The organism is Klebsiella terrigena, assembly GCF_012029655.1.
Classification (GTDB): Bacteria; Pseudomonadota; Gammaproteobacteria; order Enterobacterales; family Enterobacteriaceae; genus Klebsiella; species Klebsiella terrigena.
The window spans coordinates 2,900,953-2,923,465 of the sequence record NZ_CP050508.1 but is presented as its reverse complement, the minus strand read 5'-3'; the positions used below and the strand labels follow the sequence as shown (position 1 = coordinate 2,923,465).

Annotated in this window: 16 protein-coding genes; 12 read left to right on the top strand and 4 right to left on the bottom strand. The window is 49.3% G+C overall.

All coding sequences use genetic code 11. The features are described 5' to 3' along the window. The first annotated feature begins 34 nt into the window (after window positions 1-34). Window positions 35-934, top strand: coding sequence for a LysR family transcriptional regulator (locus HCK03_RS13770; RefSeq protein WP_167691751.1), 900 nt, complete (start codon window positions 35-37; stop codon window positions 932-934). Window positions 935-1,149: 215 nt separating this feature from the next. Here HCK03_RS13770 and HCK03_RS13765 read toward each other — a convergent pair whose 3' ends face one another. After that, window positions 1,150-3,888, bottom strand: coding sequence for a glycoside hydrolase family 3 protein (locus tag HCK03_RS13765; RefSeq protein ID WP_167691750.1), 2,739 nt, complete (start codon window positions 3,886-3,888; stop codon window positions 1,150-1,152). A gap of 542 nt (window positions 3,889-4,430) precedes the next feature. Between HCK03_RS13765 and HCK03_RS13760 the strand changes: the two genes are divergently transcribed. Then, window positions 4,431-6,770, top strand: a complete 2,340-nt coding sequence (locus HCK03_RS13760) for a glycoside hydrolase family 9 protein (protein WP_123552380.1) — start codon at window positions 4,431-4,433, stop codon at window positions 6,768-6,770. Between the two features lie 739 nt (window positions 6,771-7,509). On the opposite strand, the gene HCK03_RS13755 is transcribed toward HCK03_RS13760, so the two are convergent. The 3 genes from HCK03_RS13755 to HCK03_RS13745 all read right to left on the bottom strand — a co-directional run bounded on the left by HCK03_RS13755 (window position 7,510) and on the right by HCK03_RS13745 (window position 10,942). Beyond that, on the bottom strand, window positions 7,510-8,526 hold the full coding sequence (locus tag HCK03_RS13755; protein WP_227503239.1) for a LacI family DNA-binding transcriptional regulator: 1,017 nt from the start codon (window positions 8,524-8,526) through the stop codon (window positions 7,510-7,512). 101 nt (window positions 8,527-8,627) lie between these two features. Beyond that, a complete protein-coding gene (locus HCK03_RS13750; protein WP_228283740.1) occupies window positions 8,628-9,527 on the bottom strand; it encodes a MalM family protein in 900 nt (299 codons plus the stop codon). Window positions 9,528-9,652: 125 nt separating this feature from the next. Continuing rightward, window positions 9,653-10,942 (bottom strand): carbohydrate porin, encoded by a 1,290-nt coding sequence (locus tag HCK03_RS13745; RefSeq protein ID WP_123552378.1) that lies wholly within the window; start codon window positions 10,940-10,942, stop codon window positions 9,653-9,655. Window positions 10,943-12,136: 1,194 nt separating this feature from the next. Here HCK03_RS13745 and HCK03_RS13740 point away from each other — a divergent pair. The 10 genes from HCK03_RS13740 (at window position 12,137) to HCK03_RS13695 (ending at window position 22,510) form a co-directional block, all read left to right on the top strand. Then, complete coding sequence (locus HCK03_RS13740) at window positions 12,137-12,442, top strand: PTS sugar transporter subunit IIB (protein ID WP_041145508.1); 306 nt, start codon at window positions 12,137-12,139, stop codon at window positions 12,440-12,442. A gap of 19 nt (window positions 12,443-12,461) precedes the next feature. Beyond that, entirely contained in the window at window positions 12,462-13,796 is a 1,335-nt protein-coding gene (locus tag HCK03_RS13735) for a PTS sugar transporter subunit IIC (protein ID WP_167692444.1), read from the top strand. A 38-nt stretch (window positions 13,797-13,834) separates the two neighbouring features. Beyond that, the gene (locus HCK03_RS13730) at window positions 13,835-15,214 is read left to right on the top strand and encodes a glycoside hydrolase family 1 protein (protein WP_167691749.1); all 1,380 of its coding nucleotides are present in this window, start codon (window positions 13,835-13,837) and stop codon (window positions 15,212-15,214) included. A gap of 10 nt (window positions 15,215-15,224) precedes the next feature. Further along, entirely contained in the window at window positions 15,225-15,536 is a 312-nt protein-coding gene (locus HCK03_RS13725; protein WP_167691748.1) for a PTS lactose/cellobiose transporter subunit IIA, read from the top strand. Between the two features lie 471 nt (window positions 15,537-16,007). Next, window positions 16,008-16,808 (top strand): GNAT family protein, encoded by an 801-nt coding sequence (locus HCK03_RS13720; protein ID WP_228283789.1) that lies wholly within the window; start codon window positions 16,008-16,010, stop codon window positions 16,806-16,808. A gap of 620 nt (window positions 16,809-17,428) precedes the next feature. Then, complete coding sequence (locus tag HCK03_RS13715; protein WP_115192769.1) at window positions 17,429-18,328, top strand: polysaccharide deacetylase family protein; 900 nt, start codon at window positions 17,429-17,431, stop codon at window positions 18,326-18,328. A gap of 69 nt (window positions 18,329-18,397) precedes the next feature. Continuing rightward, entirely contained in the window at window positions 18,398-18,802 is a 405-nt protein-coding gene (locus HCK03_RS13710; protein WP_167691747.1) for a nuclear transport factor 2-like protein, read from the top strand. 64 nt (window positions 18,803-18,866) lie between these two features. Continuing rightward, complete coding sequence (locus HCK03_RS13705; protein ID WP_041145515.1) at window positions 18,867-20,450, top strand: ABC transporter substrate-binding protein; 1,584 nt, start codon at window positions 18,867-18,869, stop codon at window positions 20,448-20,450. A gap of 119 nt (window positions 20,451-20,569) precedes the next feature. Then, a complete protein-coding gene (locus tag HCK03_RS13700; protein ID WP_135184660.1) occupies window positions 20,570-21,532 on the top strand; it encodes an ABC transporter permease in 963 nt (320 codons plus the stop codon). 9 nt (window positions 21,533-21,541) lie between these two features. Further along, on the top strand, window positions 21,542-22,510 hold the full coding sequence (locus tag HCK03_RS13695) for an ABC transporter permease (RefSeq protein WP_041145517.1): 969 nt from the start codon (window positions 21,542-21,544) through the stop codon (window positions 22,508-22,510). Window positions 22,511-22,513 lie beyond the last annotated feature (3 nt).

Below are 22,513 nucleotides of genomic sequence, written 5' to 3'. Positions count from 1 at the left end.
GAAATTGAAAAACATTTGTTCCCGGAAGAGCAAAATGAGCCGGAAATTTGATTATCTGGGCGATGTTGAAGTCTTTATTGCCGTCGTTGAGCACGGCTCATTTACCGCTGGCGCCGTCGCCCTGTCGACCACCCCCTCCGTGTTAAGTCGCTCGGTCTCCCGTCTGGAGGTTCGTCTCGGGCGACAGCTCCTGCAGCGCACCACCCGCCGCGTTAGTCTGACAGAGGCCGGGCGGCTGTATCTGGAGCAGGCGCGCGCGGCCTTTTCCCTGCTCGATGAGGCCGGGCGCGATGCGCAGAGCCAGGAAGGAGAGCTGACCGGCCGCGTGCGGCTGAGCGTGCCGACCACCTACGGGCACTACCGCCTGCCGCCATTGCTGGCGCGCTTTGCCCGGCAGTACCCGCAGGTTCAGGTGGAGCTGAACATTACCAATCGCAATGTTGACCTGGTGGCGGAGGGCTACGATCTGGCTATTCGCCTGGGTCAGTTGCCAGACAGCGGTTTGGTCGCGCGCAAGCTAGAGGATGCCGCGCTGCTGCTGGTCGCCTCGCCCGATTACCTACAGCGAATGGGGACGCCCCGGACGCTGGAAGAGCTGCAGCGGCACCTCTGCTTGCCCTTTGTCATGCCTCGCACCGGCCGCCTTGCGCCCTGGGTGTTTCGTGATGGCGGGGATGATGTCGACTGGCTACCCGCTTCTTCGATAAAAACGTCGGATGACGTACTCGGGGTGGTATCGCTGGCTGAACGGGGGATGGGTATCTGCCAGAGCTACGAATTTATCGTCCGCGAACGAATGCAGCGTGGTCAGCTGATCGAAGTGTTACCACAATATCGCGGACGATCGCGGCCTTTTTCCGTGATTTATGCGCCTCACCGCCATCAATCGGCGGCAACCCGGGCCATGATTGACCTTCTGACCTCAGCCGGATGAAAGCAGGCGCGCGGGCGCCGGGGTTTGCCGGGGGATTGGCAAATAAACGAGGTATTTTATCGGCTTAAAGGGAAAGGGAAGGCATCGCCCGTGGCTTACGGTAAACGGCGGGATTAATCTCTGCGGACGGGGAAAGCGGATAGCCGGTGCTCCTGATAGGCTATCTACCCGACAGCCGTATACAGAGACTGTCGGATAGGGTTTGCCACGGTGACTTACATCGAGGATTTACCTCGGGTTCCGTCACAATTAACCGGAACGACGTTATCCATCTCCGGATTAACGCCTGCGGGAGTCCAGTTAATTAATCCCAAATCGAGTTTGGCATTCGCCGTGGTCGTCAGAATAAAGGGTGTATTAGTTTTAGAAAAATCCATATTTTCTTTGAAACAGGTTAGCGGAATGCTCAGGGTGACCCATTTATTTAACGGGAGAGTATTTAAGGTCTCGTTGATAGCGATAGAGGAAGCGCATGGCCAACCGCACTGCATACCTATTTCCATTTTACGATCGGGGTTTTTCTTAACGCGCAAAGTCACCATTAAATTACTGTTTGCCTTGAGATAATTATTCCGATTAATGCCTTTAACGTTGGTTGTCTGGAGTTGAATAGATGCTCCGGTACTCTCGCTGGTTCCCATAAATGTTACCTCGCGCGCATCCTGCTGACGTTTATAATCGACAGGGCGTACGCTAATATACTGCATCGCGGATTTACCATTTATTGATACCTCGGTACCGGTCCAGTTACTCTCATCTCCCATTCTTAAGCGATGCTCATCGGAGGCTTTTTCACCGAACAGCTCGAGGCGGGTGGTGGCCACCGGCGATTTTTCCATGCTCAACTCCCGGCAGCCCAGGCGACGCTTATCGAGCGGTAAGCGATCCAAATCTTGATAATTAGCCGCCGTTCGTGAAGGCGGGTTGTAGGTCAATCCGTAACCAAAATTAAATAACACATGCGCTTTATCCGGCTTCTGTTCAAATTCCGGACGCTGCCAGCCAGCGATATTAGTTGGCGCCGCGTTGATTGTGGTCGCACATTTCTGTGCTGGCCATGAAAACGACAAAGCCCCCTGGAAATCATGACTTATCGTACCGTTAGTGTCGCGGAAGATGACATCGGTAATGCCTTCTGCTTCGGTGCCTGGTAACCAGGCGGCAACGAATGCATCGGCAAGATTGATCTCTTCGTTGACGTAGAGCGGTCTGCCAGAAAGCAAAATAACAACCGTCGGGATGCCGGCTTTATTGAGTTGTCTTAATAACTTGAGATCTCCGGAATAGCCAGCCTTCAGCTCGGAGTAGGATAGCGTCTTATTATCAGGAATATCACCTAACCACTCTGCGTATGAGTCTTCGCCCATGGCGACGATAGCCACATCGGGCCGTTCTTTAAGATCCAGCTGGCTTGAGGAGAGGGTCATTACGTTGTGTTTGCCAATGGTTTTCTCAATGGCGCCGGCGACGGTAACGGCGTCAGGGAAATCAGACAGGTTATTCTCCGTCCCTTGCCAGGTGAGGCTCCAGCCGCCAATTTGCTTGCTAATATCATTCGCGGCGCTACCGGCAACCAGCACGTTGAGGTCTCGGCTAAGGGGCAAAATGTTATTTTTGTTCTTTAGCAATACTAAGGACTTACGTACCGCCTCCCTTGCCAGGGCGCGGTGGTCAGGATTCCCAAGAATGCGCTGTTTTCCTGCAAGGGTGCGCTGAGACGGCATAGGCTTGTCCCACATACCGGCCCGCATTTTGACTCTCAGAATGCGACTGACGGCGTCGTCAATTCTGGAGATTGGGAGGGTTTTGTTATTCACACTATCGAGTAAGCTGGTGCGAAATGACATCCAGTCCTTTCTTGCCGTCACCATGAAAATATCTATGCCGGCCAGCACTGCGGCTTCGCAGTCTCCCATACTACAACCTGAGATTTCACTATGGCCGTTCCAGTCGGATATGACTACGCCATCAAAACCCATTTTGTCCTTAAGTACCTGCGTGAGCATATAATAGCTGCCGTGCAGTTTGCCGTTATACTCGCTCCCGGCCTTAATTCCCCGAGCGGAATTTTTATCGTTTTTCCAGCTATTAAACGACGCCATTACGGCCTGAGCGCCCGCATCCAGGCCTGAAAAATATCCGACCGCGTGAATATTACGCAGGTCATCCTCTGAATAATGAGTATCACCGCGATCAACGCCGTACAGCGTACCGCCATCGCCAACAAAGTGCTTAACGGTAGAAATAACGTGATGTTGTCCCTTCAGGTCAGATGCAGAACCTTGTAGGCCCCTGACCATCTCTTTTGCATAGGCATAGACGATGGAGGGATCCTCAGAATAACCTTCGTAGGTGCGTCCCCAACGATCGTCACGTGGCACCGCGACGGTGGGAGCAAAGGTCCAGTCAAGACCTGTCGCGGCAACTTCGAGAGCCGTTGCCTGGCCAATTCTATAAATTAAATCCGGATCGTGGGCGGCTCCCAGGCCAATATTATGTGGGAAGAGAGTGGCCTGGTAGACGTTGTTATGACCATGAACCGCATCGGTAGCCCACATAAAGGGAATTCTGAAACCACGACCGGCAAAGGCCTTATCCGTTGCGACCCAGTATTTATCTGCTTCAGTGACCCAGCTCCGGGCCAGAGAGTGCTTATTGTTATCAGGCCAACCTCCGCCACCGTTAAGAACCGAACCAATTTTATATTGAACCACTTCCTCAGGGGTGATTTCCCGAAAATCGGGCTGCAGCATTTGGCCAATTTTTTCATCAAGGGTCATCTTTGTAAGAATCTCTTTGACTCTATTCTCAATCGCTTCATCTTTGGCAATGGCGCTATGTATCGCCGGCCAGTCGGAAAAGTAAGGCGCAACGGCAACTTCATTCGATGCCAACGCGACATTTGCGCTCAATAAGGCCACCAATGCACAGTTAGCCCCCAGCATGATTTTCATACACAAACCCCAGAGTAAGTTTTTATAGAAATCGATTTCACTCGCATGCTAGTGACGTGTTCATGTTTTATGCATGCCGTATCCGTGAGCTATAAGAGCATGAACAACCTTTGCAATCTATATCTTGATGAAGGAGCAGCAAGGCCCATCTTCGAAACAGAGATGGGAATCACAAAAATCGCACAGCTGGCTAGAAATCGATTTCAGAAGGATCGTGATGTGGCTATGATGGCAATGAAGTCGTACATGACCCAAGGTGCATTACATGTAGTTTCTGATGGAAATCCTGTGTCAGCTATTCTTACCGCTATTGAGTCACTATCGTTTCGGTCACACCGACCGCGCCGATCGTTACTTTGGAATAGGCTACGCATAAGAATTTACTACTCAAGATAAGCTACAAAACATTTAGAGCGTAAACAGGTCGATTTATCACAAGGCGATGGTGACTGCCGTATCAATCTATTTCATCGGTGATCTATTTTCTGTTGTCTATTTTTTGGAATCATTATGTTTAGGGTGTTTAATTCGGAGAGTTTTCAATGAACACACGCAGAACAGTTAAGTTCTCACTCATTTTCTCTAGTCTTTTCGCTTTACAGGGTTGCATTAACGGCGATGGTAGTAGCACTCAACAGAGTGCCAGCCCGGCAGAGGAGTTAGTGAATAATGGGAGTTTTGCCGCGGGGACGGATGGCTGGTGGGCCGCAGGAGGCAAGCTGGATCGTGTAGACAATATGGGCTGCTTTACCTTCACTAACGGTGGAGCGAATCCCTGGGATGTCATTTTTGCTCAGTCCGGGATCCCTCTGGCGGAAGGCCAGTCTTATAATCTTAGCTTTACAGCGGTAACCAGGAAGCCAATTAATGCCAAAATTTTGGTTCAACAAGATGGCGCGCCATATACGAACTATTTCGCCCAGGACGTTGAATTAAACGAAACACGAAAAGACTTTAATTTTAAATTCACCCCTAAATCAGCAGACGAGAAGGCCCAGTTCCAGCTTCAGCTGGGCACTCAGTCTCCGACCACGGTTTGCCTCAGCAACGTTTCTTTGAAGGGGCCTCGGCTGAAGGTCGCGTCGAACTTTGCGCCGATTAGGGTAAACCAGGTCGGATACTTGCCGCACGCGTTGAAGCGAGCAACCATGGTGAGTGATTCGACTCAGCCATTGAGCTGGACTCTACTCAATAGCGTGGGGACGAAAGTCGCCGAGGGTCAGACTAAACCCTTCGGTATCAATCGTGCCTCAAATGAAAATGTGCATATTATCGATTTCAGCCAGTACACGGAAGAAACAGACAAGTTAACGTTGGTGGTAGGTGATAAAAAGAGCCACCCATTTAATATCAGCAGCAAACTCTATCAACAGCTGAAGTACGATGCGCTCTCTTTCTTCTACCAGCAGCGTAGCGGTATTCCTATCGAGAAACAGTACGTTCAACGGCCCGATCTTGCCCGTCCGGCAGGGCATCCGTCAGAACGAGTAACGTGCTTTAATAAGACAGACGCCAAAGGCAATAAATGGCCTGGCTGTGATTACAAGCTGGATGTTACCGGTGGCTGGTACGATGCGGGGGACCAGGGTAAATACGTTGTGAATGGCGGTATTTCCACATGGACCTTAATGAATTTCTTTGAACACGAGAAATACTCTCGCAACGTTAAGGAAAGCGCATTTAGCGATGGTAAGGTAAAAATCCCCGAAAATAACAATCGCAAGAACGATCTTCTGGATGAAGCGCGCTGGATGATGGACTTTATGCTGGCAATGCAGGTCCCTGATGGCAAGAAGGCGTGGGTACCCGTCGGCGATCAGTCCGGTCATCTTGAGGCGCTCAAGCTGACAGAGATCGATGCTTCAGGGATGGCGTTTCATAAAGTGGCCGATGAGGCCTGGACCGGCATGCCGCTTCCGCCACATAAAGATCCCCAGCCGCGTTATTTAAGCCAGCCGAGTACTGCAGCGACCTTAAATCTGGCGGCGACCGCAGCGCAATGCGCGCGCGTCTGGAAAGATACGGACGCAGCCTATGCGAAACGCTGCCTCGCAGCGGCAGAGAAAGCATGGAAATCGGCTAATAAGCATCCAAACGTTTTTGCCTACGACAACTTTGTCGGTTCAGGCCCGTATGATGATACCAAAGTGGATGATGAGTTCTATTGGGCTGCGGCGGAACTGTTTACCACAACAGGCAAAGCTGAATATCTCGATGCGATAAAAAACTCGCGCTACTACCTCACCAGCCCTAAGGGCGATAAAGACGCGACGGGCGATCTCTTCTGGCAGGACGTCTCTGCTGCCGGGACAATTACCCTGGCGCTGGTGCCGAACGATCTTCCTGCTGAAGACGTTAAAAAAGCCAAACAGACGATTATTAATACTGCGAATGCCTACGCGCAAAGCGTACAGACTGAGGGGTATCTGATTCCTTATTCTGCAGTGGAGTATCCATGGGGTTCTAACTCGAACCTGATGAACCGCAGTATTTTCCTTGGGCTGGCGCATGATTTCACCGGCGACCGCAAATATGTCCAGGCGATGTCTGACGCCATGGATTATGTTCTCGGACGCAACCCGCTCGATCAATCCTATGTGTCGGGTTACGGTAGCCGGCCGCTCAAGAATCCGCACCATAGATTCTGGGCTCAGCAGCTCGATCCGTCATCACCGCTGGTGCCGCCAGGCGTGATGTCCGGTGGGCCGAACTCGATTAGCTTCAGCGATCCTATCGCTGCCAGTCTCAAAGGACATTGTACCGGGCAAACATGCTGGAAAGATGAAATTGGCGCATGGACTCTGAATGAAGTCACTATTAACTGGAATGCGCCTTTCTTCTGGACAACCAGCTATATCGATGAAGGTTATCTGAACAAGTAAAGCTAAAGATATAATATGAGGTGCGGCATTGTGATATATGCCGCACCTTTTTTTATGGCTAACAATAAGCCCGACGGGTGATGGAATGGGCTGAGTGGGGGCAGCAACCGGGGGGCTTATTCGCCGCTCTCTGGCAAGGAGGGGGATGTCCTGTTCGTTTTATTGGTCAGCATCATCACCGCCATTTAAGTCAGCCGACCGCTGGTGTTTTCTTGTCCGCCCGGGACTACGTTTCGATGGAGCGTTGACTGGGGATGCTATCTCAGACCTTCTCGCCGGCAGCGCCGGTAGCCATACGCCGTTTATAGTCCCGCTATTTCCTTGAGCCGCGCCGAGTCGGCTTTTCTGGTCTTAAATGCCGTTTATCCGGTCTCTCACGGCTGGCCAACAAACCCGATATTCAGATTATCCGTTATTGACGCCATATCGGCTGTCTGAGTATTGCGGGGCTATTTTCATAAACACAGCATGACCTCTGTAGCAGCAAAGATTTAATAATTGCACAGGGTTATTATAGTAATTGATATCTTTAACAATTATCGAATGATGGGTGCAGACCGGGAAAAGAGCCGTATTCATTTTTCAGGCGGGCAGGAGAGTAGACCGGCGTCATCAGACAAAACCCTCCGAACGATAAAGGCAAGGGTTTTTTATCGGGATGATTAATGAGAGAATTTAAACATCCGTGAGCTTTCCGTAAAATCATATTGATCGGAAAAGCTTACGGATAAAGGGTAAATCATTTGAATTCCAGAGCGGTTTTCCGGTTAACAATCTGCAGCTCAGGAAGCAGGGATTCACTTTCGTTTGTTACTTCATCATCACCGCCATTAATTAAGCTAAGCAGCGTCTGCGCCAGCTTAACGCCGGTTTCATAAATGGGCTGTTTGATGGTGGTAAGGGGAGGGTTACTATATGTTGAAAAAGGCAGGTCATCGAAGCCAATCACGGAAATATCATCAGGCACGTCTAAATCAGCCTCTTTGAGGCCGAGTATCGCACCGTATGCGGTTTGATCGTTGGCACAAAATACGGCACTGAAATCAATATTATTGGCGACCAGATGTTTAATCGCCTGGCGACCACCTTCTTCGCTGAAGTCACCTTGTACAACGAGGTCTGGATTATACTCAATGCCTGCAATGCTCAGGGCCTGGCGGTAGCCATTTAGACGATCAACCGCATCCTTTTGATCCATCTTGCCAAGAATATGCGCAATCTTTCGATGCCCAAGATCTAATAAGTATTGCGTCGCCATATAACCGCCGAGGCTATTGTTGACATTAAATGAACGAACCTGCGCTGTATTAATATCATGGCCGGCGGCTACGATAGGGACCTGAAGGGATAACTCGATGAGACTTTGTTGGCTAACGTGTCCCGTTAATATAATTATTCCATCCACGCGACGGTCAATCAATAACTGCATACGATCGAGTTCTTGCTGCGACTTCCAGTGACCGCTCACGACAACAGGAACGTAGCCGGTACCTTCAAGGGTTTTTTCCACACCACGCAACATTTCATTAGAAAACGGACTATCAAGATGCTGTGTCAGCACGCCAAGCGTCATTGACTGGCCGCTCTTTAATGATTGCGCCATGAGATTGGGCCGGAAATCTAACTCTTTTATAGCCTGTTCGACCGCAATACGCTTCTCTTCAGCAACTTTAGCCGATCCTGTCAATATACGAGAAACAGTACTTGCAGAGACACCTGCGACACGAGCAATATCGTAGACTGTCGTGCTTTTCATCCTGGCTTTCTTCACGTGGCTCTCTATTACATTTAATGGTTCAATAGAATCATCATGGTTACCCATCGAGCAAGGTTACGATAGATATGGCGAGTTCTCAACTATAAATTTTTCCTTTCATTATCCTCAATCACAGAAAAGAAAACATCTCTGGCTTTTGTAAATCCGGAACACTCAGCTTCACGAACATACTGAATGGCTTGTTCATAGTCTTTGAAAGATAAGGCTTTTCTTATTTTCTCATAATATTCCTGTGCGCTTATACCAGCAGCAGTGTTGGGCCTATTTTGCAGACATACAGGCGTCCTTACCGGGGCCTCTTCTGTAACATAGCGGTCATCAGCACTTTTTATAAGTTCAAGCTTTATACGTCCCGTGGTGGAATGGGGGACGGCTAGCTTAGAAAATTTACCAACATCAGAAACCCTGTCGTAACGCATACTATTTTGTAACAATTCATTGTCAATAACGGTACTTCCGGAAGCGTCTTTAGCGGTTGTGTAAATTAACAAATACAGTTTTGTATAACCATCCGGTAATGAGAATGTGCCTTTGTAAAGGTTGGCGCCGAATGAATCCTCGCTGTAGGGGAAGTGGCTACTTTTTATTACATTAACAACGTTAAAGTTTTCATCTAAAATCATCACGGAAGGGATGAACACGCTAAAATCGAGTGGCGAACCTAATTTTACCGACCGACCCACCTGTTTACCTTCGACAGAATAGGCCGCAACATAACTTTTCTCTGAGTTAAAAGAAAAAACCTGGCTATTTTCATTGATCTGGGCCATGACGCTATCACCCTGGATAGGGGTGTACTTAATATTGCTGAGCTTATCAATGGCTGCCTTTGCCGCAAGCGCATTCCGGTCGATGGCCACCTGTTCCTGAAGTGAATGAGCGCTCGTGCCTGATGTCGATGCTACAAATGAATGACAGCCAGTAACCATCAGGCTGAGCAGGAGCAGAGAGAGATTTAGCGAAGATTTTTTATGTTTCATGCTTAACAGAGACCCGGTGATAGTAAGTTTTAAGATTGCGTATTATAAAATTCTGATCGTGCGCTGAGCGCTGCATCTGATGTAAAGCGGATCGTTAGATCCGCTTTACTATCGACCTGGCGTCATTACCACCACATATCGGCCTGGACACCTACGAGGAAGTCGCCACGGCTGTCCATCCAGCTCACATTGTATTTACGATCGACATAGGTCGCGAGCAGTCGAATCTCCGGTGATGGCCCCATTCCGGTGTTAACGGTAAATGTCGGAACAAAGCTAATCTTACTGGAGCGGCTGCCCTGGTCCATGTTATTCACGACAAGATCGTTATCGACGTAGCCGACTTCTGTCTGTATTGAGAAGAACTCATTAAACGGGAAAACTGAGCGTAATGATGCTGCATACCATGAGTCATGGTGGCCTGCTTCATAGTCATTATATTGGTAGGTGAAGGTGGGTAAAATATTGACGTTAGCACCATACCAGCCTCCCCATACAAACATACGATAGGACTGGTCGCCCTCCTGGACCTTAGTTTGATAGGGTTTATAGCCGTTATTTACATCCTGCATTGTTTTCTGATACAGAGAGCTTTTACGATACATCGACGTATCCGTTAATGTCGCTCCCAGGAGATCTCCGGAACCCAGCCCGCGTCCTGCCTGTAAAATGACTTTTGAAAAACCGCCGGTGGCGGCAAAGAAATCATCCCGGGAGTAGATGACGGTTCCTTCTATGCCTTTAGTTGCATATTTGTTGTCATCACCAATAAATGAGTTATCTGGCATCTGTTTAGCGGCAATCTCAAAATCCCATGCGCCATATTTTGCGCTGGAGTGCACGGTGTGCATGATCGCCGAACTGCCATCCGGGCGTTCAGTATGGTTAGCATCATTACTGACGATGTAAGCCATATCCCATTTGCCACCACCCAATTCAAGGTCTTTAACCCCAATACCGGTACCTGAGTAATCGGTATAGAAATAATCGGTTGTGAATACATAGTTTTCACGATCGTAGTATCTCAGGCCACCCCATAGTTTACCCGTCGGGGTAATGCCGCCGAGTTCTACGTAGCTTTCTGAAATGCCTGTTTCGCGCGGTGCCGCACGGGTTTGTAACCCATCACCTTTAGACTCGATTGTCAGATGAATATCGACAGATTTACCGTCATTTAAATTCCATAATTTATTCAGCCGACCTTCCCAGCTATTGTCAACTTCAGCCCCCAGACGGCCCATGTTTTTATCAATCTCATCCGCATAACCCGCTTTGCTAAAGTTATCTCTGGCATCAAAAAGGGACCCGGCTCTTATATAGCCGTGAAAACCAATGGTTTCACTCGCCGTTACCTGTGAGGAAAGTAACATTCCGCAGCAGAGCATAATTGAACGTGCGAGGTAGTTCTTTTTCATAATAATCCCTTTTCAAAGTGTATTGATAAGTTAAGAGTCTTTAAGTAAAAAGTTTTAATCCAGAGGGTAGTGCTATTAAAGCAATGGGTGATTAATCCCTTACTTTTGTTTTTTTGTTAGCATTCAGTTCGCCCCTTGCTTCATGAAATAAAATGAAAGTCGCGGCGCAGCTGATCAATGATGAGATCAACCGTTTGGGTTAATAGCTTAATAGTGAACAAAATAATGATTGTTCTTTTACCAATCATCAGCGCTGTGATAGCGATAACTGTTCTATATCAATTCAACTCGCGTTGTCTAATCTCAACCTGCAAACTAATGCCAGATGAATGGGGAATTTAAATACGCTGCGACAGCGTTCGTTTTCAGGCGCTGAGATCGCTGCTGATTTACACTTTTGGCGTATCAAAGATATCCCGGTATCAATTAATTTCCTGAGCCATATCCCCATCGAAGTTTTGCATAATTAAAAAGTCACAATGAGATAAGAGGGGCATTCGCCTGACCCCGTTTCGCTTGTGTCATCTTAGATCCCGTTTAAGGCGTTTAGGCAGCCTTAAATCAGCATTAGACATCGACTGGCATTTAATCTCCAAGAAATCGGTTTCATGATCAACTGAATTTTAACCTTTTGTCATGAAGTGTGCGATTCGTCACATTTGTTAATATTTGATAATTCATTGAATTTAATAAATATTTTATTAAAAATGCAACAAGTTCATCATTCCATAAAATTAAAATTCCCCTGATTATTTTTAGATATCGGTTTCATAATGGTCTGGGTTGTAGTCATTCACTCCTTAAGCTGTAGCGCTCAAACCTTGGCGGTTTTGCCTCTAAGGCAACCGGGCAGTCAGGGTATGGCAGCGTGAGATTTCATGCGGCATAGCGGCAGGCAGAGCGGATAGCTGCACCGGCACTTCCGCAGGTTTTCGCTGAACGGCGGGCTGGCGCAGTGGGTTACATCGGTGACGACTGCGGTAAAGATTGTGTTTGATACCGGTATCGTACCGTGGTGAAAATGGTGATGAAGAGAAAATTTGAATGTGTTTTTTATAACATATTGATATTTATTGTTTTTTATAATCAGGATAGTGATCGCTGTCACGATTACGGCATTTATACTTGAAATCGATTTCCTAAAAAATGATATGGATTTATATTGCTTCGAACTATCAATATGGAGATTTAAAAATGAAAAAGATCATGCTTTGTTGCTCCGCAGGTATGTCTACAAGCCTGCTGGTTAAAAAAATGGAAGCAGCCGCAGAAGCGAAGAACCTGGATGTTGAAATCAAGGCTTTTGGCGTGGCTGAGTTTGATGAAAATATGCCCAACTACCATGTCGTGCTGCTTGGACCGCAAATTAAGTATATGCAGAATAATTTATCGTCTAAAGCGTCCGTTTATGGAATTAAAGTCCAACCTATCGAGATGCTGGACTATGGGATGCTGCGCGGAGATCGGGTTCTGGATATTGCATTAGAACTGGCTAAATGACAGTAGGGTGAAACAGCAGATGAACTCATTTTATAATTTTTTGGTTGGCATCATTGAAAAACGGCTTGCGCCGATGGCCGGTGTTATTGCTCAGCAACGATATGTCCTGGCAATACGTGATGGATTCATCGCCGCGCTGCCGTTTATGATTGTTGGCAGCTTTATGCTTGTTTTTATCTTTCCGCCAATATCAAGTAATACCACTTTTCAATTTGCGAAAGCCTGGCTGAATTTTTCTGCAAACTATCGCGAACAGTTGATGTTACCGTTTAATATGAGTATGGGGTTAATGACCATATTTATTTCAGTCGGGGTAGGGGCAAGTTTAGGAAAACAATACTCTTTAGATCCTATAACAACGGGTCTTCTTTCGCTGATGTCGTTTATGCTGGTTGCTGCCGACCTTAAGAACGGCGCCCTGTCAATGCAGTATTTTTCTGGTCAAGGTATCTTCACCGCGTTGCTTTGTTCAATATACGCGACAGAAGTCTATCGTTGGCTGAAAAAACGGAATATCACAATTAAATTACCGGAGCAGGTGCCGCCTGGTGTTTCCCGGTCGTTTGAGGTGCTGATCCCGGTCATTGTTATTATGATTACCTTACATCCTCTGAATCTTTTCATTGAGCATGCTACAGGTATGATTTTACCTGAAGCTATTATGGCGATGCTTAAGCCCTTAGTCGCGGCATCGGATAGCCTTTTAGCAGTGATTCTGGCCGTGCTGTTGTGCCAAATCCTGTGGTTCGCGGGTATACATGGGACGATGATTGTTACCGGGATCATGAACCCTTTCTGGATGGCGAACCTTGCGTCTAACCAGGCCGCATTGGCAGCAGGAGAAGCGATCCCGCATACTTTTGTACAAGGCTTCTGGGATCATTTCCTGTTTATTGGAGGAGTGGGTTCAACCTTACCATTGGCAATTCTGCTGATCAGAAGCAGGGCTGCTCATCTTCGGACTATCGGCCGTATGGGCTTTGTACCCGGTCTTTTCAACATCAACGAACCGATATTGTTCGGCGCGCCGATCATCATGAACCCGATTTTGTTCATTCCGTTTGTGTTTATCCCTGTGATTAACGCCATTCTTGCATGGTATGCCATCGATCTGGGGCTGGTAGAGAAAGTGGTTATGATGACCGCATGGACGACTCCCGCACCTATTGGCGCATCATGGGCGACTAACTGGGCTATTGCTCCGGTAATACTGTGCTTTATCTGTATGGCTATCGCCGCGTTAATGTATTACCCGTTCGTCAAAGCATACGAGAAAACATTGCTGGCAGCCGATAATTCAAACGTTGAAAGTAAAAATGAAAAAAGTTTTGAATTAAAGTCAGAAAAAGTTTAATACGTTAATTTTAAATATTTTAAGTCATGAGGTGATGTATGGAATATAAATTCCCGGATGGGTTTTGGTGGGGGAGCGCTTCATCTGCGACGCAATCAGAAGGTTCGGTTGATGGCGATGGAAAAGCAAAAAACATATGGGATCATTGGTATAATCTTGAGCCGAACAGATTTCATGAGCAAATTGGACCGGCTGAAACATCCACGTTTTATAAGAATTATCATCAAGATATTCTGTTGATGAAGCGTATTGGACATAACAGTTTCCGGACATCTATCTCCTGGGCCCGATTAATGCCGGATGGCGAAAAAATCAACCGGGAAGCCGTCGAATTTTATAATAATGTCATCGATGATTTAATCGAGAATGGCATTGAACCGATTTTCGGGCTTTTCCATTTCGACATGCCGCTATACTGGCAGGAGCGCGGAGGATGGCAAAGCAGGGAAACGGTTGCAGCCTATGAAACCTACGCCAAAGTTTGTTTTGAACTGTTTGGTGATAGAGTTAAGCACTGGGTGACCTTTAATGAGCCGGTTGTCGTTGTGGAAGGGGGATATTTATACGACTTCCACTACCCGAATAATGTAAATTTCCGCAGCGCGGCGCAAGTTGCGTTTCATATCATGCTGGCACACAGTAAAGCGGTAAGAGCGTATAAAGGCATGGGGCTGTCCGGTAAAATTGGCATAGTGCTTAACCTGACGCCTTCATACCCACGGTCTAATAATGAAGAGGATTTGAAAGCATCGTTTATTGCTGACCTGTTCTTCAACCGTTCATTCCTGGAGCCAGCAATAAATGGTATCTATCCGGTCGAATTGATAGAGATTTTAAAGACCTACGATCAGCTGCCAGAATACGAAAGTGAAGACCTGGAAATCATCCAGCAGGGTAAGGTTGACTTCCTCGGCGTCAACTATTACCAACCGCGGAGAGTCAAAGCCAGAGCAACGATGATCAATCCTGATTCACCGTTCATGCCCGATTGGTTTTTTGAAAACTATGAAATGCCTGGCCGTAAAATGAACGTATATCGTGGCTGGGAAATTTATGAAGAGGGTATTTACGATATCTTAATCAACCTGCGCGATAACTATGGAAACATCCCTTGCTATATTTCTGAAAATGGCATGGGTGTTGAGAATGAGACCCGGTTTATTGCTGATGACGGGCAGGTAAAAGATCATTACCGAATTGATTTTATTCGGGAGCATCTGAAGTGGGTGCACCGTGCTATTAGCGAAGGGTCTCAATGCCAGGGGTATCATTTATGGACCTTTATTGACAACTGGTCGTGGATGAATGCTTACAAAAACCGATATGGTTTCATTAGCCTGGACCTGGATTCTCAAGTTCGCACCGTGAAACAGAGCGGTGAATGGTTTGCAGAAGTTTCCGTGAATAATGGATTTTGATGAGGATAGTATGTTAGATACCGAAGAAGTCGTTATGGGTATTATTGTTAATGCCGGCCATTCCAGAAGTTTGTGCTATGAAGCATTAAATCATGCGAAAGCGGGTGATTTTGATCATGCCGGCAAATTACTTGAGATGGCCGCTGAAGCGGGTAAAGAAGCGCATGCCATACAGACTAAGCTGATAGAAGAAGACGAAGGGATGGGGAAAACGACGATGACGCTTGTGATGGTACATGCGCAAGATCATCTGATGACATCTATCCTGTGTCGCGAAATGATAACTGAGCTGGTTCAGATCTATAAAAATAAATTGAATTAGCCTTGAATAAAGAAGGCGTCCTGGATTCGCTACCGCGCTCGCTCAGCAAAGAGAGCGTGACCCTATTATCCGGGGCGTCCTTCTAAAGCGGTCTACGTCATGGTTTATTTGCAGCACTGACCTTATCCGTGAAGCGTGGGCCTATGGCCAGGTGACGAAACGCCCCACCAGCATAATAAAGCCAGCCGCGATCGGTATAAAGACGCAAACGCCATATTGCCGAATTAGCGTTCTGGTTTCACTGCCCGCAGTCGGTGCCGGAAATGCCGGTTTGCGTCGCGTTTATCGCCCCGGACGGCGCATATTAAGACGGACCGGATGCCATCTGATTATTTCTGCTAACAATAGCGGTATTTACCTCGGAATACAGGGTGATTAAACATGACATTAAAGCATGCGCTGTGCGGATGGGTACCTTCGGATTTTGACCTCTATCAGGAAACATACCTGAAGTACGGAGGCAGCGTGAATATGCACCCGGACGTTGTGCGCTTTTTTATGGATGAAAAAAAATTAACATTCGATTTCTGGCATACCGAACATAACGGGGATATCACCGCCGCGTATTTCGTGACGGATAAAAAATATCCCGGTCTGAACGTCTGGCAGGATTATCCCGTATCCTATGACGAAATCATTCTGCCCGCGGCCCCCGATCAGAAGGTGATTCTCCCGACGAAAACCAACCGACTGTCGTCGGTCCTGCGGGGGTGCGTGCGCAATTCCATTCCGGCCTTTGGCCAGGCGCCTGAGGTGTACCGAATTAAAGAGACGTTTTCGACGAAAACGACCCGGAAGCGAAATGGTGAACTGAAACGCTTTATCACTGCAGGCGGGGAAATCCGGCCCCTGGCTGAGATGTCCGCCGGCGAGATTGCGGACCTCTACGTCGCGCTGTTCAGATCCCGGTTTGTGGATTCCGTCAGGTGCTATGACAAATTCAGGATTGAAGCGCTGTTTAGCGCGCTGCCTCAGATGGTCTCCGGGAATGCGCTCTTCTTTCACGGGGCGCCGTGTGCCCTCGATCTGATGCTCTGCGCGGACAGCCGTAGCTTTCTGTATGTGGACGTGCCGAACGGCGGATTCGATCCGCAGCTATCCTCGTTCAGTCCGGGGAGCCTGGTGATGTGGACAAATATCCTGGCGGCGCAGGAGCGGTGCCGGCGAGATAATAAGACGCTGTACTTCTCGATTGGCCGGAATGGAAAGGGCTGGGGCTATAAGCAACAATGGGCCGATCTCTTTCCGGTGAGGAAAGTCCTGATGTTATAGACACTCCATGGTTATCGTGCACGACTGGCTGTGCGAACGAACGTGATGCGGTTACGCAATGCAGCCCAGGGGCGGGCACGATAGAAAAGGAGAGGGGAATCGAATGTCCCATTGTGCTGGCTATCTAAGGCAGGCATGCGCAAGTGTCTGGTTCAAAAAACCGGCCGCGGATATGAGTTCTATTTATAATGTGATGGGCATGGCGAAAATCAGGCCCTTGAACAGCATGACTTATTGGCAGCGGCGCGGTTTACTGAGCCTCTTTTGGCGCATTATTAAATTTCCCGGCTTGCCCGCTCACCCACTCGCGGAAGTAACCCATTTTCGCCAGGCCGTCACCGCCTGGGCGATACGCAAGGTAGTAAGACAAAGGGCTGTCGAGTGATACGTCCGGACACAAACGGGACGGTTGTATATCCACTATAGCTTTCTGGCTTCGCCATCTCAGGAGCGGACGTTGTTCCTTAAGCTTCCATAACAGAAATTGGTCGCGAGCAATACAGCCTGAGCGAGTTCCCTGAAGCACTATTGAACGCCTTTATTGCTAGCAATGATGCTAGTTTGGTACGAAAGTTGCTCTTGTCTGTCAGGAGTCCCGAACCGGGACAAGAGGAGTTACAATGTCAACACCTGAAATTATCTGGGAATTAAAGGATCACCAACGTTTCCCCTGGCGTTCCCCTGCCGCGACTCCGGCTATCTCCTGGCCGGAAGGGAAGCGGCTGGCACTGTATGTGGCCATCAATCTGGAACATTTTGCTTTTGGCTGTTCGGAGGGAGCGAAGCTCTCTCAGGTGGCAAACCCACTCGATATTCTTAACTACAGCTGGCGTGATTATGGCAACCGGGTCGGGGCCTGGTATCTGGCTGACCTGTTTGCCGAATTGGCCATTCCGCCGGCGGTGATCTGCAATACCTCGATTCTGGATTACTGTCCGGACCTGCTTGAACGCTGGCTTTCAATCCCTGGAAGCGAACTGATTGCTCATGGCCACACGAACTCACAACGACAGGGCGCTCTCGCCCCGGCGGATGAAGAGCGCCTGATTGGCTACTGCCAGCAGCGGCTAAGTGAACTCCAGGGTAAACCGGTTGCCGGCTGGCTTTCGCCGTGGATTTCAGAAAGCCAGCAAACGCCCGATTTTCTGCACCGGCAGGGGTTCCGCTATAACCTGAACTGGGCGCATGACGACCTGCCGACCCCGATGCAAACCGCCAGCGGTACACTGCTGTCGGTACCTTATCCGCAGGAAATCAACGATATCCCGACCATCATTCCCAATGGCGTCTCGATCGAGACCTTCTGCAGGATGATCGAAGATCAATTCAGTGAACTCTCTCAACGTAGCCGCCAGCAGCCGCAGGTGATGGGCATTGCGCTGCACCCTTATATCGTCGGCCAGCCTTTTCGCTTTTATCACCTTAAGCAGACCCTTGCGCGGCTGGTCGCACAGTGTGATGACGTCTGGCTTACCACGCCGGGGGAAATCGCCGCGCGCTATCTGTCCCAGGCCTCATAAAGAAGCAGGGTCTGCACCGTAAACACATTTATTGAACCTAAGCAGTGCACTTACTCGAGGATAAACAAGATGACAACCGTACATGAACAGGCCGTATCGATAGTTAAAGACTTCCTGGAGGCATCAATGGCGCCGGATCCTGACCGCGCCGCCGCGCTGATGGCGGAAAACGTCCAGATAACCTTTACCGGTAAGCGGCGTATGGCCCGCGTCCACGAGGTAACGGCGTTTAATGCCGACCGCTATCGTTGGGTCAAGAAGCAGCCCGGAGACTTCGAATGGATGGCAAAAGGCGACAATCATACGGTGATCTATTGCACCGGCACGCTCTATGGCAGCTGGCCTGACGGGCGTGAGTTTGCAGGAAACCGCTATCTCGACCGCTATGAAGTGCAGGGAGGGGAGATAACGATGATGGACGTCTGGAACGACAGCGCCGAATGGATCCTTGATCCTGAATTGAATCAAAAATAGACAACCTGGCATCGTTATTGCAATTGCTAGCAATGTTACTAGCAAATAATCTGAGTGGTGAATGATGAAAAAATTAGTGCTATCGCTCCTTGTGGGAAGTGTGCTCGGGCTGGTGTGTCAGCAGGCTAGTGCAGAAAATGTGGTTCGCTGGGCGACGGACGCTGATATTCCTACGCTGGATCCGGATGCCTATGCCTCGACGAAGGCATTAACTTTCCAGAATCATATTTATGAAGCGCTGGTACAGCGTGATGACAATCTTAAAATTCAGCCCTGGCTGGCGACCAGCTGGCAACAAACTGACGATACGACGCTACGTTTTAAGCTGCGGGAAGGCGTCAAATTTCATAACGGCAACGACTTCACCGCCGACGATGTGGTGGCTTCAATCGCCCGCGTGACCGATCCGGCCTCGGGTATCCGTGCTAATGCATCGACAATCAAGGACGCTGTTGCGGTAGACAAATATACTGTCGATATTCATCTGGTTAAGAAAACAGGTATCGCGCTAAATGAGCTGACCGGCGTGATGATAATGGATAAGGAGTGGCTGACGGAACACAACGCCCTTAAACCCACCGATATCAGCCAGGGAACGGAAGGTTACGCCACCAACAACACTAACGGAACCGGGCCGTTTATTCTGCAAAGCCGCCAGCGCGACACCCAGATGGTGCTGGTGCGCAACCCCAACTGGTGGAATGCGGCCCATGGCGGCAACATCGATAAGATTGTATTTAAACCGGTGACATCTGATGCCACACGCTTGTCAGGGCTGCTGGCGGGGGAATACGATCTGGTGACCTCGGTGCCGCTACAGGATATTCCGCGCCTGCAGAGTAATCCGAGGATCAATATGCAGATCAGCCCCTCGCTGCGGGTGGATTATTTAAGCCTGAATATGCGCGATAATCTTAACGCTAAAAATGAAAAGGCCGGGAATCCGCTGAAAGATTTGCGCGTGCGCCAGGCGCTGCTGATGGCGATCAACCGCGAGGCGATTACTCAGAAGGTGATGCGCGGCCTGACGAAGCCAACCAATAACTATCTGGCGCCGGAGATCCCCGGATACAGCGCGGCCAGCAGCCCGGATATCCAGTACGATCCGCAAAAAGCGAAGGCGTTGCTGGCTGAAGCAGGCTACCCGAACGGCTTCAATCTGGCCTTTGATTGCCCGGAAGGAACCTATATCAATGCGGCCCAATGGTGCCAGGCCGTACAAAGCTTCTGGGCAAAAATTGGCGTGAAAACCAACCTCAACGTGCATCCGGCCAGCGTCTATGACCCGATTCTGGTCAACGGTCGCACCGACGTCGGCGTGCTGGGATGGGCGAACCTGCCGATTATGGATCCCTACAGCGTCGCGGTACAGCTGCTCCATACCAACGACGGTAAAAACTTAGGCACCTTTAATATTCCGCGCTACAGCAATAAAGACGCCGATAAGCTTATCGACCAATCGGTCGGTGAACTCGATAATACCAGGCGTATTGCTTTACTCAGCCAGGCGGTGGCGCTTGCCAATAAAGATTTGCCGTTCTTACCGATGCATTTCGAACCGGTGGTGTGGGCCATGAGTAAAAACCTACAATTAAAGCAGACGCCAGATAACGTACAGCGGCTTTGGTACGGTAGCGTTACACCATAATTAATTGTCTGCTGCCAGGTTATTATTGGGGATAAACATCTTCGGCTACCCGCGAGGGGAATACGGCGGCGTTGGTCCCCATTTATTAGTGCAGGCTTTTATTGTTGCCCGGAGGCAATATGCTGTTTTTATTGCGCAAGCTTTTTCAGGCCGCGATGTTACTGGCCGGTGTGGCGCTGATTTCTTTTATTCTGTTTCAGTATCTTGGCGACCCGGTGGCAAATATGCTGCCGGAAAGCGCCACAGAAGTGGAAAGAATGCAGCTGCGCGTAAGCCTGGGATTAAATGACCCGGTGTTTATCCAGTTTTTACATTACATTACCCGTTTGCTGCACGGTAATTTCGGCATCTCGTACTACAACCAGGTGTCGGTATTCCAGCTGATTATGGAACGACTTCCTGCCACTCTGGAACTGGTGTTTGTCGCGGTGGTGATTTCGCTGGCCGTCGGCTTTCCGCTTGGGGTCTGGGTCGCCATCACGCGCAATAAAATCCTGCGCGAGAGTGTGCAGATCCTCTCGTTGATTGGCGTCTCACTGCCGTGGTTTCTTATCGGCATCATGCTGATTATCGTCTTTTCGGTATGGCTGGGATGGTTCCCCTCCAGCGGCCGCGGCGAAACCGTCAAGATTGGTTTCTGGTCGAGCGGTTTGCTTACTGCATCCGGCTGGCGTTCCATCGTACTTCCGGCGCTTTCGCTGGCTCTGTCGATGATAACCATCATTATGCGCCTGGTGCGCACGGAAATGCTGGAAGTGATGAAGGCTGATTATATTAAATTTGCCCGCGCCCGCGGCATCGAGAATTATCGCATCTGGTTTCGCCATGCGCTGCGCAACGCATTATTGCCGGTGGTCACGGTGATTGGTTTGCAAATTGGCGGGCTAATCGCATTCGCGATTGTTATTGAGACCGTCTTTCAATGGCCGGGGATGGGGCTGCTGTTAATTCAGTCCATTAACTATGTTGATGTCCCGGTGCTATCCGGATATCTGTTATTTATCGCCCTGATATTTATTGTGATTAATACCATCGTCGATCTGCTGTATTACCTGATCGACCCACGTATGCGTGCGCAATAAGGAGTTGTGATGCAACCTCGTCATTATTCAGATACGGCGGCCGGGCAAAATTTTGTCACCCGCATTGTGGCGCGCTGGCGCACATTTCTTGATAGCGATTTTTTATGGTTATTCTGGCAAAGTAAAAGTGCCGTGGTCGCTTTTACCTGCTGTGCGCTGATTCTACTCTGTTCTTTATTCAGCCACTGGATCGCGCCGCATAATGTTTTCGATACCGCTGGTTTTGATTTAATGGATTCCGAATTACCCCCCGCGTGGATGACGGGCGGCGACCCGCGCTTTTGGCTGGGCACCGATGTTCAGGGGCGAGATATTCTCTCCCTGATGCTCTATGGCCTGAATATCTCGCTGATTATCGGCGGCCTGAGCGTCCTGGCGTCCGTCGCTCTTGGCGTGGCGTTAGGGGTACTGAGCGGTTATTTCGGCGGCGTGGTGGATACGCTCATTATGCGTTTTGCCGACGCCATGCTCAGCATCCCCACCATTATGTTTACCTTGCTGGTCAGCGGCGTCGCGCGCGTCGCCATTCCGAAAGAGTATATCGGCCATTTTGCGCCGGCTATTCTGATTGGCGCCATTGCCCTGACGGGCTGGATGCAGTACGCCCGCACGGTGCGCAGCCTTACGCTGCTGGAAAAGGGCCGGGAATACGTCATGGCTTCGCAAATCAGCGGCGGTAGCCACTTGCACATCATGCTGGCGCACATTGTGCCTAACGTGATGCGCCCGGTGCTGGTGATGGCGACTCTGCACCTCGGCGTCGCCATTCTCACCGAAGCCACGATGTCCTTCCTCGGCGTCGGTATGCCGCCGGACCAGCCGTCGCTGGGGACGCTCATCAATGAAGGCAACCAGTATCTCTTTTCCGGGCAGTGGTGGATTGTGCTGTTCCCGGCCACGCTGTTGGTCGTTCTTTCGCTGGCGTTTAACGTGCTGGGCGACTGGCTGCTCAACGCCCTCAACCCTAAGCTGCGCTAAGAG

Excerpts from the sequence above, each read along its gene's own strand:
- HCK03_RS13725 (WP_167691748.1), top strand. The coding sequence starts at position 15,225 with ATGTTAGATACCGAAGAAGTCGTTATGGGTATTATTGTTAATGCCGGC.
- HCK03_RS13765 (WP_167691750.1), bottom strand. The coding sequence starts at position 3,888 with ATGAAAATCATGCTGGGGGCTAACTGTGCATTGGTGGCCTTATTGAGC.
- HCK03_RS13710 (WP_167691747.1), top strand. The coding sequence starts at position 18,398 with ATGACAACCGTACATGAACAGGCCGTATCGATAGTTAAAGACTTCCTG.
- HCK03_RS13730 (WP_167691749.1), top strand. The coding sequence starts at position 13,835 with ATGGAATATAAATTCCCGGATGGGTTTTGGTGGGGGAGCGCTTCATCT.
- HCK03_RS13755 (WP_227503239.1), bottom strand. The coding sequence starts at position 8,526 with ATGAAAAGCACGACAGTCTACGATATTGCTCGTGTCGCAGGTGTCTCT.
- HCK03_RS13720 (WP_228283789.1), top strand. The coding sequence starts at position 16,008 with ATGCACCCGGACGTTGTGCGCTTTTTTATGGATGAAAAAAAATTAACA.
- HCK03_RS13700 (WP_135184660.1), top strand. The coding sequence starts at position 20,570 with ATGCTGTTTTTATTGCGCAAGCTTTTTCAGGCCGCGATGTTACTGGCC.
- HCK03_RS13760 (WP_123552380.1), top strand. The coding sequence starts at position 4,431 with ATGAACACACGCAGAACAGTTAAGTTCTCACTCATTTTCTCTAGTCTT.
- HCK03_RS13735 (WP_167692444.1), top strand. The coding sequence starts at position 12,462 with ATGAACTCATTTTATAATTTTTTGGTTGGCATCATTGAAAAACGGCTT.
- HCK03_RS13715 (WP_115192769.1), top strand. The coding sequence starts at position 17,429 with ATGTCAACACCTGAAATTATCTGGGAATTAAAGGATCACCAACGTTTC.
- HCK03_RS13705 (WP_041145515.1), top strand. The coding sequence starts at position 18,867 with ATGAAAAAATTAGTGCTATCGCTCCTTGTGGGAAGTGTGCTCGGGCTG.
- HCK03_RS13770 (WP_167691751.1), top strand. The coding sequence starts at position 35 with ATGAGCCGGAAATTTGATTATCTGGGCGATGTTGAAGTCTTTATTGCC.
- HCK03_RS13745 (WP_123552378.1), bottom strand. The coding sequence starts at position 10,942 with ATGAAAAAGAACTACCTCGCACGTTCAATTATGCTCTGCTGCGGAATG.
- HCK03_RS13750 (WP_228283740.1), bottom strand. The coding sequence starts at position 9,527 with ATGAAACATAAAAAATCTTCGCTAAATCTCTCTCTGCTCCTGCTCAGC.
- HCK03_RS13695 (WP_041145517.1), top strand. The coding sequence starts at position 21,542 with ATGCAACCTCGTCATTATTCAGATACGGCGGCCGGGCAAAATTTTGTC.
- HCK03_RS13740 (WP_041145508.1), top strand. The coding sequence starts at position 12,137 with ATGAAAAAGATCATGCTTTGTTGCTCCGCAGGTATGTCTACAAGCCTG.